This is a genomic window from Pseudoalteromonas rubra (genome assembly GCF_005887095.1).
Lineage (GTDB): Bacteria > Pseudomonadota > Gammaproteobacteria > Enterobacterales > Alteromonadaceae > Pseudoalteromonas > Pseudoalteromonas rubra_E.
Genome location: NZ_PNCI01000017.1, coordinates 170730 through 186501, shown reverse-complemented (window position 1 = coordinate 186501; position 15772 = coordinate 170730). Strand labels below are relative to the sequence as shown.

Below are 15772 nucleotides of genomic sequence, written 5' to 3'. Positions count from 1 at the left end.
TCCTCTAGATTTGTTGTTCCATTTCTTCTGCCCGTGCAATACAGGCATCCATGGCATCGGCTACAGTGTTTGGTAGCTGGTTTGCTTTTAAGTGTTCAACGGCCGCGTGTGTGGTGCCGCCTTTGGAAGTCACGTTAGCACGCAATTGTGCAATGCTGATGTCTGGTTGAGACAGCGCCATCTCTGCAGCGCCCAGAGCGGTCTGTTGCACCAGGGCGCGCGCCTGTTGCGGTGAAAAGCCCAGCGCAATGGCTTTCTCTTCAATGGCTTCCATAAACAGGAAAAAGTAGGCAGGTGAAGAGCCCGTAACGGCAATGACATCATTGATCTGTGATTCTTCATCCAGCCAAATGGCGATGCCAGTCGACGAAAATACCTGTTCGATATAGGTTTTTTCTTCATCACTGATATCTGCGGCAAACAGACCTGAAACGCCACGCCCAAGCAATGACGGGGTATTCGGCATACAGCGTACAAGCTTAACGTCTTGCGCCAGCATCTCTCTGAGGCGTTTGACGGTGATCCCCGCCGCGACAGAGACAAACAGCTTAGTGCTGATATCCAGCCCGGCGTCCACAAAAGTCTGGCACAGCTCGGCCATCATTTGCGGTTTCACAGACAGTACAATGACATCGGCTTGTTGAACTGCTTTTAGGTTATCTTGCTCAGTACGCACCCCGAAATCGGCATGGGCCTTAGCGAGCTTCTCAGCATTGCGATTGGTTGCGATGATGCTCTGTGGAGCAAAGCCGTTTTTTATCATGCCGCCAATAATGGCGTAGCTCATGTTTCCGGTCCCGATAAATGCAATCGTTTTATTAGCCATTAGGAGTGTGTCACCTTATTGTCGTTTGCCAAAAATGTCCGTGCCTATGCGTACCATGGTTGCACCACCCTGAACTGCCATTTCAAGGTCGCCACTCATGCCCATCGACAAGGTATCCAGCTGTTGATATTGAGCCTTTAGTCTATCAAAGCAAGCCTTCATTTGGCTAAAATATTCAAGCTGCTGTTGGGCATCATCGGTTTGTGCTGTGATTGTCATGAGTCCACGCAGCTGCAGCTGACGCGCGCCGTCGATATAGGCGGCCAGTTCATCAAGCTCATCCAGGGCACATCCTGATTTTTGCTCGTCGTTACTGATATTTACCTGGATCAGAACGTTAAGCGGCATCAGGTTATTGGGTCTTTGTTCATTCAGACGACGCGCGATCTTGAGGCGATCGATACTTTGTACCCAGGAAAAGTGCTCTGCAATCTGGCGCGATTTGTTAGATTGAATGGGACCAATGAAATGCCATTCAATGTCTTTTTGCTGCTGAAAGTAGCGAACTTTATCTACGGCTTCCTGAACATAGGATTCACCAAACCGGCGTTGCCCGGCAGCGTATGCTTGCTCAATGAGTTCGACAGGTTTGGTTTTTGATACGGCCAGTAATGCGACCTCTTGGTCTGTGGCACACTTTTGCTGTGCTTTTGCTATGCGATCATAGGCGTTGTTCAGCCGTTCTGCTATTGTAACCATATTATTATTTGCTCGTTGTGGAGTCTTAGATGGATATTACTGAATTATTGGCCTTTAGTGTGCAACACAAAGCATCGGATTTACACCTTTCGTCGGGGGTTTCACCGATGATCCGTGTCGATGGCGATGTACGCCGGGTAAACATTCCTGCACTGGAAGCGAAGGACGTTAACAGCCTCGTTTACGATATTATGAATGATAACCAGCGTAAGGACTATGAGCAAAATCTTGAGGTGGATTTCTCGTTTGAAGTACCTAACCTGGCGCGCTTTCGTGTCAATGCGTTTAACGCCAGTCGCGGCCCTGCGGCGGTGTTTCGGACCATTCCCAGCTCAGTGCTAACATTAGAAGACCTTGGCGCGCCCGACATTTTCCGAAAAATTTCGGATTGTCCGCGTGGTTTAGTGCTGGTCACGGGCCCCACCGGGTCGGGTAAGTCAACAACACTGGCTGCGATGGTAGATTACATCAATAGCAACAAGCACCACCATATTCTGACCATTGAAGATCCGATTGAATTTGTGCACGACAACAAGTTGAGCCTGATCAATCAGCGTGAAGTGCACCGTGACACGCACAGTTTTAATGCCGCGCTGCGCAGTGCCCTGCGTGAGGACCCGGATGTTATTCTGGTGGGGGAGCTGCGTGATTTGGAAACCATCAGACTGGCCATGACTGCCGCAGAAACCGGTCACCTGGTGTTCGGTACACTACATACTACCTCAGCCCCTAAAACCATTGACCGTATCATAGACGTCTTCCCTGGTGAGGAAAAAGACATGGTGCGTTCTATGCTGTCTGAGTCATTGCAGGCGGTTATTTCGCAAACCCTGGTGAAAAAAGTCGGCGGTGGCCGGGTAGCCGCCCATGAGATCATGATGGGGATCCCGGCTATTCGTAACCTGATCCGCGAAGATAAAATTGCACAAATGTATTCGTCCATTCAGACTGGTGCAATGCATGGTATGCAGACCATGGATCAATGCCTCACCAATTTGGTGAATCGTGGTCTTATCACCAATCAGGATGCACAGGCGAAAGCCCATGATAAGAGTCAATTCGGTACCACATATTAATCTCGGGAGGTCATGATGGAGCTTGAACATTATCTGCAAATGATGAAAGACAAAGGCGCATCAGATTTGTTTGTGTCAGCCGGATTGCCTGTGAGTGCTAAAATCGACGGCGAGTTACGTGCACTGGATGACGATGTGCTCGATACCCAGGCTTCGCTGGCTATGGTCGAGTCGGCCATGAGTGAGAAACAAAAGCTGCTGTTTCACGACGAAAAAGAGTGTAACTTTGCTGTGGCGAACGAGATTGGCCGTTTCCGGGTTTCTGCATTTTGGCAACGAGACTGTGCAGGCATGGTGATCCGCCGTATCGTAACGGATATTCCTGAAGTAACCGATTTAGGTCTGCCTTCGGTGCTGACCGATGTGATCATGTCTAAACGTGGTCTGGTGTTGTTTGTGGGTGGGACCGGCACAGGTAAGTCAACCTCATTGGCGGCTTTACTGGGCTATCGTAATCGTAACCAGCGCGGTCATATTCTGACTATCGAAGATCCCATTGAATTTGTGCACCAGCATCGCAAGAGTATCATTACGCAGCGAGAAGTCGGACTGGATACAGAGAGCTTCGAAGCGGCATTAAAAAGCTCCTTACGTCAGGCACCCGATGTGATCCTGATTGGCGAAATCCGTTCTCGGGAGACCATGGAGTACGCCTTAAGCTTTGCAGAGACTGGCCACTTGTGCGTTGCGACTTTACACGCCAACAATGCCAACCAGGCGATTGACCGGATCATGCACCTGGTACCGAAGGAAAAGCACGATAAGCTGAAATATGACCTGGCATTGAATCTGCGCGCCATTGTCGCGCAGCAGCTGGTTCCGTCGGCCAAAGGGGAAGGGCGTGAAGCTGCCATTGAAGTATTGCTTAACTCTCCGATGATTGCGGAGCTGATCAAAAAAGGGGATATTGGTTCAATCAAAGAAACCATGTCTAAGTCTAAAGAAATGGGTATGCAAACCTTTGATCAGGCGTTGTTTGATTTATACAAGCAACAAAGGATCAACTATGCCGATGCATTACACCATGCCGATTCACCTAACGATCTTCGTCTGATGATTAAATTACAGAACAATGAGCAACAAGGCGCGGGCTTTTTGCAAGGGGTTACTGTTGACGGCCTGGATGATAAAAAGCGCTGACAGAGGGTTTCACGGGGCCACACTGGCCCTGTGTTTACTTGTCAGCATGTTGTCTGTGCCGGAAACGGCCAAGGGCAGCGAGCAACATAGTGACACACACAATGCGGTAGACATGTATATCCGTGATGATGTGTATAGCGATTATTTGCGGTTTCTGAATGGTCGGGCGCCACTGGAAGTCACCCAGTTCTCTGGCGACTATATCCGCCGAGATGTGGTGGATATGGTGCTGGTACAACAGGCCCTGGCGCTGGGAGGCTTCAAGAAAACCTTCACCTACCGACCCGGAAACGTCAGTTTTCGTCACTCCAATCTGCTGGAGCAGGGCAAGCTGCTGCTGAGTTTTGATAGCTACTGGCTTGATGATGCACAGGCTAAGGCCGATAAACTATTCATCAGTGAGGCAGTGATCCGACGGGGAGAGTATTTTGCCGGGATTTTTTATGCGCCGGAGAATCTGGCTGTTGCACGTCTGACCCGCTTAAGTCAGTTGCGTGAACTCAGTGCGGTGTCAACCAGCCGCTGGCGGACTGACTGGAACACACTCAGCAGTTTGGGGCTTAAGCATTTAATGAATGAGCCTGTGTGGGCCTCTCAGGCACAGATGGTCAATCGTCAATGGGTGGACTTTATGTTAATGCCTTTGATGCCAAGCCTGAATAATGAGTTCAGACTGAATGACATTTTACTGGTGGCTCATCCAAACTTAGTAGTCCAGCTTGATGGCAGCCGCCACTTTGTGGTGTCGCGGCTGCATCCTGACGGTGAACGGGCATTTAAGGCCCTACAAAGTGGGTTAAACCAGCTCAGGTCACAAGGGCGGATCCGTCAGGCCTATCAGCAGGCTGGGTTTATACCTGACCTGAGGCGCTACCGGGTACTTAACCCCATTGCGCCTCAAAAAAACTCTCCAGAATGATGATGGCCGACATGCCATCGATTTTATCTTTCGCCAGTGAGCGGTAGCCACCTTGTTCAAATAAGCGCGCTTTGGCATCGGCGGTTGTCAATCGTTCATCCTGAGTCTCTACAGGAAGTCTGAATTGATTGTGCAGACGGTTGGCAAATTTTTTGGCACGGAAGGTCAGATCCTGGTTTGTCCCGTCCATATTTAATGGCAAGCCGACAACCAGCAAATCGGGCTTCCATTGTTCGATATAGGGCGCGATATCCTGCCAGTCGGGAATGCCATCACGGGCTTTTACGGCGCCTAAGCTGCTGGCCGTGCCGGTGAGTTCCTGGCCAACGGCCAGACCGATACTGCGGGTACCAAAATCAAACCCTATGACCGTACGCTGGCCGGGTGCTTTTTTTTCGTTATTGCTCATGGTGTATTCTCAAACATTAGGCGCAGAAATCGCCACATTCAGCGTGGCGATTGAGTAAGTGCTCAGGCGTGGCCGGCCTCAGTGCTCAGTTGTCCGGCATCAATGCCAAGCATCTCGACGGCTTTTTCCCAGCGTTTTTCCGGTGGGGTGTTAAAAATAATGGCCGGATCAGCTTCAATGATCAGCCAGGAGTTTTCCAGGATCTCTTTTTCGAGTTGCCCTTGTTCCCATCCTGAATAACCGAGTGTGATGATAAATGCATCCGGACAATTATGTGAGGTCAATGATGCGAGCACGTCTTTTGAGGTGGTGATCATGATATCTGAACTTAACTCACGACTGGACGCATAGCCAGGCTTAGGGGTGTGAAGAACAAATCCGCGGTCAGTATGGACTGGCCCACCCGCAAACACAGACTGGCCTGCAGCCTGACTGGATTTGTCGTTATCTATTTCTATCTGGTCGAGCAGCTCACCCACAGTCACATTAATAGGATGATTGACGACCAGGCCCATTGCGCCTTCTTCGTTATGCTCACAAATGTAAGTGACTGTGTGCTTGAAGAAGGGATCTTGCAAATTTGGCATGGCGACCAAAAAATGATTGGCGAGTGATTGCATAGCGAGACCCCCTTTTCGTTACTCTTTAGTATGGTCGAGTTTTGCCGCAATGGCATCAAAAAACTTGTCCATGATGGAAATATCATACGCGGCTTCTATTTCCTTCACACACGTTGGTGCTGTCACATTAATCTCGGTCAGCTTGTCACCTATGATGTCCAGACCAACAAAAATGAGTCCTTTTTCTTTTAAAACAGGCGCAACGGCTTCGGCAATTTTACGGTCACTGTCACTGATAGGGCGTGCTTCACCGCGACCACCCGCAGCCAGATTTCCCCGGGTTTCGCCGCCTTGCGGAATACGAGCCAGGCAGTAAGGCATAACCTCGCCATCAACCACCAGAACGCGTTTGTCGCCGTCTTTGATTGCCGGGACATAATTTTGCGCCATGGCAAAACGACTGCCGTGCTCGGTGAGTGTTTCGCAGATCACACCGATGTTTGGATCGTCATGACGTACTCGGAAAATTGAGGCTCCGCCCATACCATCCAGTGGTTTAAGAATGATGTCACCATGTTTTGTCAAAAACTCACGGATCTGCGCACTTGAGCGTGTCACTAAGGTGTCAGGTGTGTGCTCGCTAAACCAGGCTGTAAAGAGCTTTTCGTTGGCATCACGCAAACTTTGTGGCTTGTTGATAACCAGCGTACCGGCTTGTTCTGCACGCTCTAGCATATAAGTGGCGTAAATATACTCGGTATCAAAAGGCGGATCTTTGCGCATCAGGATCACATCCAGATCGCTCAGTGCGATATCGTCTTTCTCTGCCAGTTCATACCAATGCTGTTCGTTGTCAAACACGGTTGCTTTGGCAGCGGTTGCCCGGGCTTCACCCTGGTACAAGTACAGATCCTGCATTTCCATGTAATAAAGCTCATAACCACGTGCCTGTGCTGCCAGCATCATGGCGAAGCCAGTATCTTTTTTGATATTAAAGCCACTGATTGGATCTGAGATGATCCCAAGTTTCGCTGCCATTGGGGTTACCTTATATAAAGTGAATCAATTCAACTGCTAACTGTATGACTAGGATATGAGGGCGAAACTGGCGTTTTAAAGGGCCAGGTCGCCGAACTCAAGTTGTAATGCGCTGAGTACGGTCAGAGCGGCTGTTTCCGTGCGCAGTACGCGTGGGCCGAGGCGAATATCGATAAACCCCTGTTGTGCCGTTGCAGCCATTTCTTCATCGGTAAAGCCCCCTTCAGGACCGACTAAAAAGCGAATACCGTGCTCAGGCGCGGGCAGTGTTTTAATAGAATGCTCTGCTCTGGGGTGGAGCGTCAGCTTAAGTGCCTCGCTGGATTGTGCCAGCCACTCATCGATTGAAATGGGCGGGTGGATGGTGGTAATGGTGTTACGGCCAGATTGCTCCGCAGCTGCGATGGCGATTTTCTGCCATTGCTGATGTTTCTTTGTCAGGCGTTCTCCGCTGAGTTTGACGCCACAACGGGTAGTAAACAAAGGAGTGATTTCAGTGATCCCCAGCTCGACCGACTTCTGGATGGTAAAGTCCATCTTATCTCCCCGTGAGATACCCTGACCAAGGTGAATGGACAGCGGAGACTCAACCTGTTTATCAATAAATTGTTCTGGCGTGACCCTGACTTTCTTTTTGCTGACTTCGCTGATGGTTGCCAGATACTCTCCGCCCTGGCCATTAAACAAACTCAGTTTATCCCCTTCGCTCATCCGCAGCACGCGGGCTACATGCCCGGCAGCATCATCGCCAAGGTCAATCGTCTGGCCAATGACAAGGTCGGAAGGCTGGTAAATATGAGGTATGCGCATGGTGGACTATTCCGCTGTTAAATAGCCGTAATGGTAAGGGCTTATGTACAGTGAGTCCAGCACCTATTCGGCTTTGTCTGTGTGGTGCTGTGCAAAGTCGATAACGGTATCCTGGGTGGTTGCGGAGACGGTGGAGTGGCATGTCAGATGATTGTTATTAAAGGGGTCTCTGAGCGGGTGATAGACATAGCCTCGGGCAGTTTGCTCGACGGTGATGCGTTGACGATGTAATGAATTAAATATAAACCGCTGTGTCTCGTCGGCGAGGTGATAGTCAATTGCGTAGATCAACACGCCACGGACTTTATGATGTTCGTGCAGATAAGAGGCCAGCTCAGACACACTGATTTCATTTGCAAAGTCACAGTAACAGTAATCTTTAACCTGCTCCTGAAACATCATTTTCAGCATTTGTTTGGTGTTGTCTCCAGCGATCAATAACTCACTGGGCACATCAGGGCGCTGCGCTTTCAGATGCGCAGCAAACTCTCTGCTGAACTCCCAGTTGCTGTCGACCAGCAAAAAGTTTTCTAGGTTTAAACGCACTAACAGGCCTGGTTACATTGAGAACATGTTAATAAGTAAATAGCCTATTGCGCAGAAAACAGCAAACTCCAGGCAGGCAATCCCGATATTGTCCTGATGGTCGACTTCCAGCCCAATGTCCACTCTGGGTAACGCCAGTTGCAACAATAAGTAACTGATACCATACAAAAGTAACCACATTACGCCGCAATGCATGACTATCACAAACAGGTTTTCGACCACTTTAGCACCATGATATGGTGCACTGTGTAAACCGGCATAAATCGCCAGTGCCAGCCCAATACTCTTGCCGGCATAGCGGATCCCGATAGAGGTATTGGCCAGATTAAAGTTTTGTTGCAAAGAAGCACCCTGGTTATATTTGGCAAAGCGGCGCTCGCGAATTTTACTGTCCAGTGCACACATTAACTGAACGACTAAAAAGCTCAGCGTGACGACCAGTAAGTTGCCAAAGCCTTGTGGGTGGATCCAATGGTACAGCCCAAGGACTAAAATGGTGTTGCCAATCAACATGCCTGAGTCGACCACAGCGGCACAGACATTTTGTTTTAAAATTGCCTGCTCTTCATTAAATTGATAGAGGATCCACTTGCGATGGATATGCTGGCCGAAGTAAATAAAGACCAGAATAAGGAGTAAAATAACCCCGCTGCGAAATGATTCTGCTTGCAACACCATCATGCCGGTGTCATTGAATACATAGGCACAACAGATCACCAGTACGGCCAGGTGGGTGGCATAACTGATCCCCAAAGCAAAATTATCCCGTTTAGCCAGTTCGTCTTCCAGCATTTGTCTGGCGCTGAACTGAACATATAAACGCAAAGCGACCGTGAACAGACAAATCACGACAAAACTCACTAAGATGGCGAAAAAGTTGATATTGGCTAAAGACAAATAACTCATGCTAAGTGTAAGGTGATGGCAGTTAAGTTTACTATAACACCGCTTTTTGCAATTGCACTGGAGATTTTTCTATGGATTTCGGTGGCTTGCCCCATACGCTTGGGCATCTGGCACTTGAACGCTGTCAGGCACTTTTTGCCCAACACACGAATAATCAGGCCGTTTTGAGGCTGCTCGCACTGAGTGATTTTGCCTATCGTATTTTGCAGCGTCACCCCGAGTGGATCGATTGGTTGCTGGATGCTGAACAAATGCGGCTGCGGACCTGTCCAGCGCCACTATCAGAGCCTCTTTGTGAACTCGATGAAGCCAGCGGCTTCAGACTGCTGCGGGAATATCGTAAGCGTTACTGGCTCAAGCTGATGTGGCTCGACCTGGTAGAGGGGAACCCCATTGACGACAGTATCGCCTATCAGTCACGGTTAAGCGAAAAGCTGATTGATGCGGCAAACCGCTGGGCACATGCCAGTGTGGCAAAAAGCAATGGACAGGTGTGCGATGAGCAGGGAGAAGCTGTGCCTATGCTGGTGCTGGGGATGGGGAAGCTGGGCGGAGGCGAGCTGAATTTTTCTTCGGATATCGACCTGATTTTTACCTATCCATTTGCCAAACCGACTGAAGGCGGGCGCCGCAGCATTGAGGCACAGGTGTTTTATACCAAAGTGGCACAAAAGCTCATTGCTGCACTGGATCAGTGTACCGCCGATGGTCAGGTGTTCCGGGTTGATATGCGTTTGCGCCCCTTTGGTGATAGCGGACCGCTGGTAATGAGCTTCGCCGCCATGGAAGACTATTATCAGGATCAGGGCCGAGAGTGGGAAAGGTATGCCATGCTTAAGGCTCGCCTGCTGGGTGAGAAAAATCACTACTGGGATGAGTTTAAAACCCTGATACGTCCCTTTGTGTTTCGTCGTTATATCGATTTCTCTGTGATTGAATCCTTGCGCAAAATGAAGCACATGATTGCGCAGGAAGTAAGGCGTAAAGGGCTTACAAACAACATCAAACTGGGGGCTGGTGGGATCCGGGAAGTGGAGTTCATTGTGCAGGCATTGCAGATGATCCGCGGTGGCCGCGAGCCTGAGTTACAGACCCCGTCTTTACTATCGGCATTGCAGCAACTTCAGCATCTGTCTTTAATCCCCGTTGAAGTAGGTGAAGTGCTGTCTCAGCAGTACCTTTTGCTACGCCGCACAGAGCAGTATTTACAGGCTTTTGATGACAGTCAGACACAAACGTTACCGGATAATGAACAGGATCAGTTGCGCCTAGCTGTGTTGCTTGAATGCACCCAATACAGCGAGGTACTGAACAAGCTGGAGCAGGCCCAGGCGGCGGTCAGGGCCGAATTTGCTCAGGTGATTGGCGAAGAGCCCGAGTTGGGCGAAGCGCTGGCGCCAGAGTTTGTTTCAGCGTGGGAGCAACGCGACATCAGTTATCTGGAATCCCCCCTGCCTGAAACGGTCGGCGAAGCCTGGCAAAAGTCGCTTGATGCGTTTCACCTGGGGTTGAGCAAAATACAAATGGGGACGCGGGGCAGAGATGTACTGGATAAATTGATGCCGGCACTACTCAGTGAGATCACCCGGGCACCTGTTGCAGAGATACTGGAGCGGGTACTCCAGGTGATACTGAAAGTTGCCTCGCGAACGGCTTACCTTGAACTGTTGTTTGAAAATCGCGGTGCACTGCAGCAGCTCATTAAACTGTGTGCGCACAGTGTCTGGATAGCGGAGCAGGTGGCCCGCTATCCGATTTTGCTGGATGAGCTGATCGATCCGGCGGTGCTTTATCGACCGTTGCCGCTGAGCGCCTATTACAGTGAAGTACAGCAGTACTTCTTGCGTATCGACAGCGAGGATCTTGAATTACAGATGGAAGCGCTGCGCCAGTTCAAGCAAACTCAGGCGCTGCGTATCGCAGCGGCTGATGCAACGGGTGTATTAGATATCATGAAAGTGAGCGATCACCTCACTGCGCTGGCAGAAGCCATTATTGCGAAGGCTGTGGATATTGCCTGGCAACAAATGGTGGCTCGATATGGCGCGCCCGAAGGGGCTGATGTTGAACATAAAGGTTTTGCCGTCGTGGCCTACGGAAAAGCGGGTGGGCTGGAGCTTGGGTATAACTCAGATCTTGATCTGGTGTTTGTCCATAATCGCGATGGCAACAGTGTCACCACAGGCGACAAATCGATTTCTTCACGACAGTTTTACTTGAAACTGGCGCAGCGTCTGATGCACTTGTTCAATACCCGCACTAACTCGGGGATCTTGTATGAACTGGACACCCGCTTACGACCGGAAGGCAATTCGGGCTTGCTGGCCATCAATATCGAGAGCTTCTATCAGTATCAACAGCAGCAGGCCTGGACCTGGGAACATCAGGCGTTGGTGCGCTCGCGTATGGTGCTGGGTGAGCCTGAGCTTGTCTCGCGATTTAACGAGATCCGCAGCGAAATTTTGTGTCACAGCAGGGACAGTGACGCACTTCGTAAAGACATTGTTGAGATGCGTGAAAAGATGCGGGGACATCTGGATAAGAGCACAGATACACAATTTGATCTTAAGCAGGGCGTAGGTGGTATGACAGACATTGAGTTTATTGCTCAGTATCTGGTTTTGAATTTTAGCCATGCGCACTCTGAATTGGCGCGTTTTCCCGATAACATTCGTATTTTCGAAATGGCATATCACGCGGGTGTCATAGATGAGGCGACTCAGAGAGCGCTGACCCAGGCGTACTGCGAGTTTCGTGATCAGTATCACTTACATAGCCTGAACGCCGCAGGGCGGTGTGTGCCCATGCAGGGTGTCTCTGAACTGGTTGTTGCAGTGCGGGCTGCGTGGCAGCAGCTATTAGGATAAAACCGGAGAAAGTGTTTTTTCTCCGGCTGCAATGGACTATTTAGTCAGGCGGCGGCAGTTTTCGCGTACAAAGCGTGATGGGTTTTGGGTGATGACTGCCGCTCGCTGGCGATGACAAAAGAAGGTATAGACCTCAAATTCAAAGTCGTCGTTGATGGCGGTGCCAACTTGATAAAGAGTTGAAACAAAGTTCGTGTCGACCCGGAAATTGTGTTTTACCACATAGTCTTTATCCAGATACCAGAATAGCTCAATGTCTTCTTTTTTTGCGTAGCTGCTCAGCACACCACGCAGGGTCTCACCGCTGTCGAAACGTCGGGGCTGGATCTCACCAGTCCAGCGTTGTGGAGCGGGTTTTACCACTAAGCCGCGCTGTGCGATGGCGTCATCCAGCGGATAGGTAGGTTTGCCCAGATCCAGTACGTACTTGTCCCGCTCCGTATTACGCTCGTTGAAGTTGCGTTTAAACCCCTCGTAGAACTGGGTAAACCCCTGCGCTGCGGCATTGGTGGTATCCCTAAATTCCATTGAGGGAAGATTGCCATACAAAAAATAATACGCGGCCCACACCAGTAATACACCTAACGACAGGTGTTTGGTCCAGAACCACATGTTTGATAAGCGTTTTGAACGTTTTTTAGCCATATTGTCACGACACACTTTATGCTAATAATTACTAATAATACGATGGCGCGTTTTCATCCGGACGCGTTTTAAAGCGTCGATGCAACCACATATATTGCTCCGGGGCCTGTTCAATGGCCAGCTCCATACGCTGATTGACCCGCGTGACGTCGGCTTGGGGATCGCCACTGGGAAAATCTGCAAGCGCGGGCTGGATTTCTATATGGTATTTACCCTGATCATCCCGGGCACCATGTAAACTTAATGTCTCACAATTTTTGCTTCCTGCAAAGAGCAGTGTTCCCGTTGTAGATGCAGCATCGGGAACTGCAAAGAAAGGGGCGAACTCACAGCGGTTGCGACCATAGTCCTGATCGGGCAGGTAATAGCAGAGTTTTTTATTCTTCAGTGCCTGTAGTAATCCCTTTACGTCGCGCTTGCCAATCAAGAACTCATTGGAGCGCAACCGGCCTTTGGTCATAAAGTATTCCATCAGTGGGTTATTGTGCGGACGATAAAAACCGATACCAGGTTGCTCTGTGCCCAAGACTCTGCCAAGCATTTCCAGGTGCAGCATGTGTGGCACTAACAGGAGTACGCCTTTGCCATTGTTTTGTGCCTGCTCAATATGTTCCATGCCTTTGATTGAGCCTATCACGCGGTTGATACGCCACTGTGGCCACCACCAGGCCATCGATGTTTCGAATGTCGCAATGCCCGTGTTTTCCATATTCTTTAATACCATATTGGCCCGCTGCTGCTCATCCATATCAGGAAAGCACAAACGTAGATTCACATCGGCAATATGACGACGTTTTTTCAATAGGCGGTGCACCAGGCGGCCGAGCATTTTTCCCAGCCACAATTGCAGACCCTGTGGCAGCCAGGACAGGGCATATAAGAAAAACACGCTGAGCCAGGTTGGCCAGAACTTAGGGGCTAAAAATGCCAGCTTAAAGGTGGGGTTGTTAACCAAAGGTGGACTCTCGTTCAAACTTCAAAGGGTTAGTTTAGCGATATCGGCTGAACAGCTCAAGAGAGTGGCAATGAGCGCCGACCTCTTATCTATGCCAGAACAAGGTTTTCTGAGGACAGAAAAAAACCGGCTTACGCCGGTTTTTTCATAATCTAGGTAGGGTTAGCCTGCGACCAGACCTTTATTGATGGCTTCTAAGTCGCCGCGGTTAAGCGTACCCGCTGCTTGCTTAAGTCTGAGTGTAGACAACACGTACTGATAACGCAGCTCCGACAGGTTACGCTTTGCATCGTACAGGTTACGGGTGCTGACCAGTACATCAACAATGGTACGTGTACCGACTTCAAAACCTGCTTCTGTTGCCTGCAATGCACTTTCTGCTGACACAACGGCCTGCTCCAGCGCGCGGTAAGTTGCAACGTCTGACATCACCTGATTGTAAGAGGTGATCACAGAGCGAGTCACGTTACGCATTGCGGCTTCTAAGTCTTCACTGGCTGCAACGTATAACGCACGTGCCTGATCGGTCGCAGCCACAGTTTTACCGCCTGAGTAAATTGGTACGTTTAACGTCAGGCCAATGCTGGTGCCATCAGTGCGAGGCTGTAATTCAGCGCCTTCGCTGTTGCTCAACGTATCTGTATAAGACGCAGTCAAGTCCAGAGTCGGGTAATGGCCAGACTGAGCCAGATCGATTTGGTCCTGAGCAATATCTAACGCCGATTTTGCGACCTGTAATGACAGGTTTTGCTCTTTTGCCAGGGTAATAAAGTCGTTGGTCTGTTTGCCAGGCTTAACGGTTGAGAACTTGTCTGTGTTCAGTTTGTCCAGTTTAGCATGGTACTTACCTGTGATGGTACGTAAGGTTTCACGAGCAGTTTCGACATTATTTTGTGCCACAATCTCGTTTGCCACAGATTGGTCAAACTGTGCCTGAGCTTCGTGTACGTCGGTGATGGCGGTCAGACCCACTTCATAGCGCTGTTTGGTTTGTTCAAGCTGACGTTCAATGGCGCGTTTTTCGGCCTGCACAAACTCCAGTGTATCCAGCTTGCTCAGTACGTCGAAGTAGCCTTCTGCAACACGTATAATCAAGTCTTGCTGTTGCTGCTCATAATTGGTCAGCGACTGCATGGCTTGTTTTTCTGCAATGGTCAGGTTCTGCCAGGTCGCCATACTAAATATGGTCTGGTTCAGTGTCACAGTACGGGTAAGTTGGTCTCCCCAGGTATCAACAACGGTGTAGCCGGTTGAATCATTCTGGCCAGGCAGTGTAGATTCACCATCGTTGTCCGTATAATTCATGCGGAATCCCAGTGACGGTAAAAGATCGCCAAGGGCTGCGTCCTGGGCATACTTTTGTGCGTCAGCCTGGGCTTTGGCTTTTAATACAGTGGGATCGTTTGCCGTGGCAATTTCGTACACTTGCAACAGATCTTCTGCCTGTGAGGCTGTGCTGGAAAGGGCGCAGGCAACACCGATAAACAGAGATAGAATGCTTTTTTTCATTATTTGCTCAGTCCTTAGACAATTTTCATTGTCGGCATGTTACCTTGTTTTCGTCAATTCCTATATAAGGAAAGTGGCAAATCCGTCAGAACAAGTGTAACAGAATATAATACGGTTCAGTTTGGGGCTTCCCCAGTTAAAGAACGGTAAAATAAGATAAAATTCGAGAACCCCTATGATGGGGGCTTGGGGTTAAAAATTAAACCCCGATCATGAAAAAAATGGGATTAAACATGAAGCCAATTGCACAATTTAATCATCAGGATGTCGAATTTAATGAGCCCGAGCGCTGTTATGACAAATTCTTTAAGATTGACCTGTATGCATTTAAACATGCCCTGTTTGCCGGTGGCCAGTCACAGACCATCTACCGCGAAATTCTAGAGCGGGGCCACGCGGTAGCTGTACTGCCATACGATCCCAAAACGGATCAGGTATTGCTCATTGAACAGATCCGCATTGGTGCGCTGGCAACGAAGGACTCTCCCTGGCTACTTGAGTGTATCGCGGGCATGGCGGAAGGGAGCCTGGATTATGAGGGGGTGGTGCGCAAAGAAGCGATGGAAGAAGCTGGACTGGTGTTAGATGAGTTGCATTATATGACGTCGTATTTATCCAGCCCGGGTGGTTCCACGGAGCGTTTGTACTTATATCTGGCCAAAGCCGACCTCAGTGAGGCTGGTGGTATTTATGGTTTGCCTGAAGAGGGGGAAGACATCAAAGTGCATGTGATGCCTTTTTCTGAGGCCATGGCACGGCTCGAAAATGAGGAAATAGATAACGCTGCTACTGTGATTAGTCTACAATGGTTGGCGTTACATAAACCCGAGATGTTGGCGCAGTGGCAATCTCAGTCCATCTAAAATG

16 protein-coding genes are annotated in these 15772 nt (G+C 49.6%); 5 read left to right on the top strand and 11 right to left on the bottom strand.

What is annotated here, in order from left to right; genetic code table 11:
* Positions 1 to 4: 4 nt before the first annotated feature.
* Together proC and CWB99_RS08610 are read right to left on the bottom strand one after the other, a co-directional pair.
* Positions 5 to 826: a pyrroline-5-carboxylate reductase gene (gene proC / locus CWB99_RS08615; protein ID WP_138550481.1), complete on the bottom strand. Its 822-nt coding sequence runs from the start codon at positions 824 to 826 to the stop codon at positions 5 to 7.
* 15 nt (positions 827 to 841) lie between these two features.
* Positions 842 to 1525, bottom strand: coding sequence for a YggS family pyridoxal phosphate-dependent enzyme (locus CWB99_RS08610; RefSeq protein WP_138550480.1), 684 nt, complete (start codon positions 1523 to 1525; stop codon positions 842 to 844).
* Positions 1526 to 1554: 29 nt separating this feature from the next.
* On the opposite strand from CWB99_RS08610, the gene CWB99_RS08605 reads away from it, so the two are divergent.
* From CWB99_RS08605 to CWB99_RS08595, 3 genes are read left to right on the top strand one after another with little or no spacing between them, the layout of a single operon-like run.
* Positions 1555 to 2601 carry a type IV pilus twitching motility protein PilT gene (locus tag CWB99_RS08605; protein ID WP_054014515.1) on the top strand — a complete coding sequence of 349 codons (1047 nt, stop codon included), beginning with the start codon at positions 1555 to 1557 and terminating at the stop codon, positions 2599 to 2601.
* Between the two features lie 15 nt (positions 2602 to 2616).
* Positions 2617 to 3741 carry a PilT/PilU family type 4a pilus ATPase gene (locus CWB99_RS08600; RefSeq protein WP_138550508.1) on the top strand — a complete coding sequence of 375 codons (1125 nt, stop codon included), beginning with the start codon at positions 2617 to 2619 and terminating at the stop codon, positions 3739 to 3741.
* Positions 3713 to 4660: a hypothetical protein gene (locus CWB99_RS08595; protein WP_249331794.1), complete on the top strand. Its 948-nt coding sequence runs from the start codon at positions 3713 to 3715 to the stop codon at positions 4658 to 4660. The genes CWB99_RS08600 and CWB99_RS08595 overlap by 29 nt, the downstream gene beginning before the upstream one ends.
* On the opposite strand, the gene ruvX is transcribed toward CWB99_RS08595, so the two are convergent.
* From ruvX to CWB99_RS08565, 6 genes are all read right to left on the bottom strand, one after another.
* Positions 4623 to 5069, bottom strand: coding sequence for a Holliday junction resolvase RuvX (gene ruvX / locus CWB99_RS08590; RefSeq protein ID WP_138544015.1), 447 nt, complete (start codon positions 5067 to 5069; stop codon positions 4623 to 4625). The genes CWB99_RS08595 and ruvX overlap by 38 nt on opposite strands.
* Before the next feature lie 62 nt (positions 5070 to 5131).
* The gene (locus CWB99_RS08585; RefSeq protein WP_138550479.1) at positions 5132 to 5689 is read right to left on the bottom strand and encodes a YqgE/AlgH family protein; all 558 of its coding nucleotides are present in this window, start codon (positions 5687 to 5689) and stop codon (positions 5132 to 5134) included.
* A gap of 18 nt (positions 5690 to 5707) precedes the next feature.
* Positions 5708 to 6667, bottom strand: coding sequence for a glutathione synthase (gene gshB / locus CWB99_RS08580; RefSeq protein ID WP_054014519.1), 960 nt, complete (start codon positions 6665 to 6667; stop codon positions 5708 to 5710).
* 75 nt (positions 6668 to 6742) lie between these two features.
* On the bottom strand, positions 6743 to 7477 hold the full coding sequence (rsmE, locus tag CWB99_RS08575; protein ID WP_138550478.1) for a 16S rRNA (uracil(1498)-N(3))-methyltransferase: 735 nt from the start codon (positions 7475 to 7477) through the stop codon (positions 6743 to 6745).
* 63 nt (positions 7478 to 7540) lie between these two features.
* Positions 7541 to 8023 carry a hypothetical protein gene (locus CWB99_RS08570; RefSeq protein ID WP_054014521.1) on the bottom strand — a complete coding sequence of 161 codons (483 nt, stop codon included), beginning with the start codon at positions 8021 to 8023 and terminating at the stop codon, positions 7541 to 7543.
* A gap of 12 nt (positions 8024 to 8035) precedes the next feature.
* On the bottom strand, positions 8036 to 8929 hold the full coding sequence (locus tag CWB99_RS08565) for a hypothetical protein (RefSeq protein WP_138544010.1): 894 nt from the start codon (positions 8927 to 8929) through the stop codon (positions 8036 to 8038).
* Positions 8930 to 9000: 71 nt separating this feature from the next.
* Here CWB99_RS08565 and glnE point away from each other — a divergent pair, with 71 nt between their 5' ends.
* Positions 9001 to 11796 carry a bifunctional [glutamate--ammonia ligase]-adenylyl-L-tyrosine phosphorylase/[glutamate--ammonia-ligase] adenylyltransferase gene (glnE, locus tag CWB99_RS08560; RefSeq protein WP_138550477.1) on the top strand — a complete coding sequence of 932 codons (2796 nt, stop codon included), beginning with the start codon at positions 9001 to 9003 and terminating at the stop codon, positions 11794 to 11796.
* Positions 11797 to 11832: 36 nt separating this feature from the next.
* Here glnE and CWB99_RS08555 read toward each other — a convergent pair whose 3' ends face one another.
* The 3 genes from CWB99_RS08555 to tolC all read right to left on the bottom strand — a co-directional run bounded on the left by CWB99_RS08555 (position 11833) and on the right by tolC (position 14905).
* Positions 11833 to 12441, bottom strand: coding sequence for a TcpQ domain-containing protein (locus tag CWB99_RS08555; RefSeq protein ID WP_138550476.1), 609 nt, complete (start codon positions 12439 to 12441; stop codon positions 11833 to 11835).
* A 31-nt stretch (positions 12442 to 12472) separates the two neighbouring features.
* Positions 12473 to 13396, bottom strand: coding sequence for an LpxL/LpxP family Kdo(2)-lipid IV(A) lauroyl/palmitoleoyl acyltransferase (lpxL, locus tag CWB99_RS08550; protein WP_138550475.1), 924 nt, complete (start codon positions 13394 to 13396; stop codon positions 12473 to 12475).
* Positions 13397 to 13558: 162 nt separating this feature from the next.
* The gene (gene tolC, locus CWB99_RS08545) at positions 13559 to 14905 is read right to left on the bottom strand and encodes an outer membrane channel protein TolC (protein ID WP_138550474.1); all 1347 of its coding nucleotides are present in this window, start codon (positions 14903 to 14905) and stop codon (positions 13559 to 13561) included.
* 233 nt (positions 14906 to 15138) lie between these two features.
* Between tolC and CWB99_RS08540 the strand changes: the two genes are divergently transcribed.
* A complete protein-coding gene (locus CWB99_RS08540; protein ID WP_138550473.1) occupies positions 15139 to 15768 on the top strand; it encodes an NUDIX domain-containing protein in 630 nt (209 codons plus the stop codon).
* Positions 15769 to 15772 lie beyond the last annotated feature (4 nt).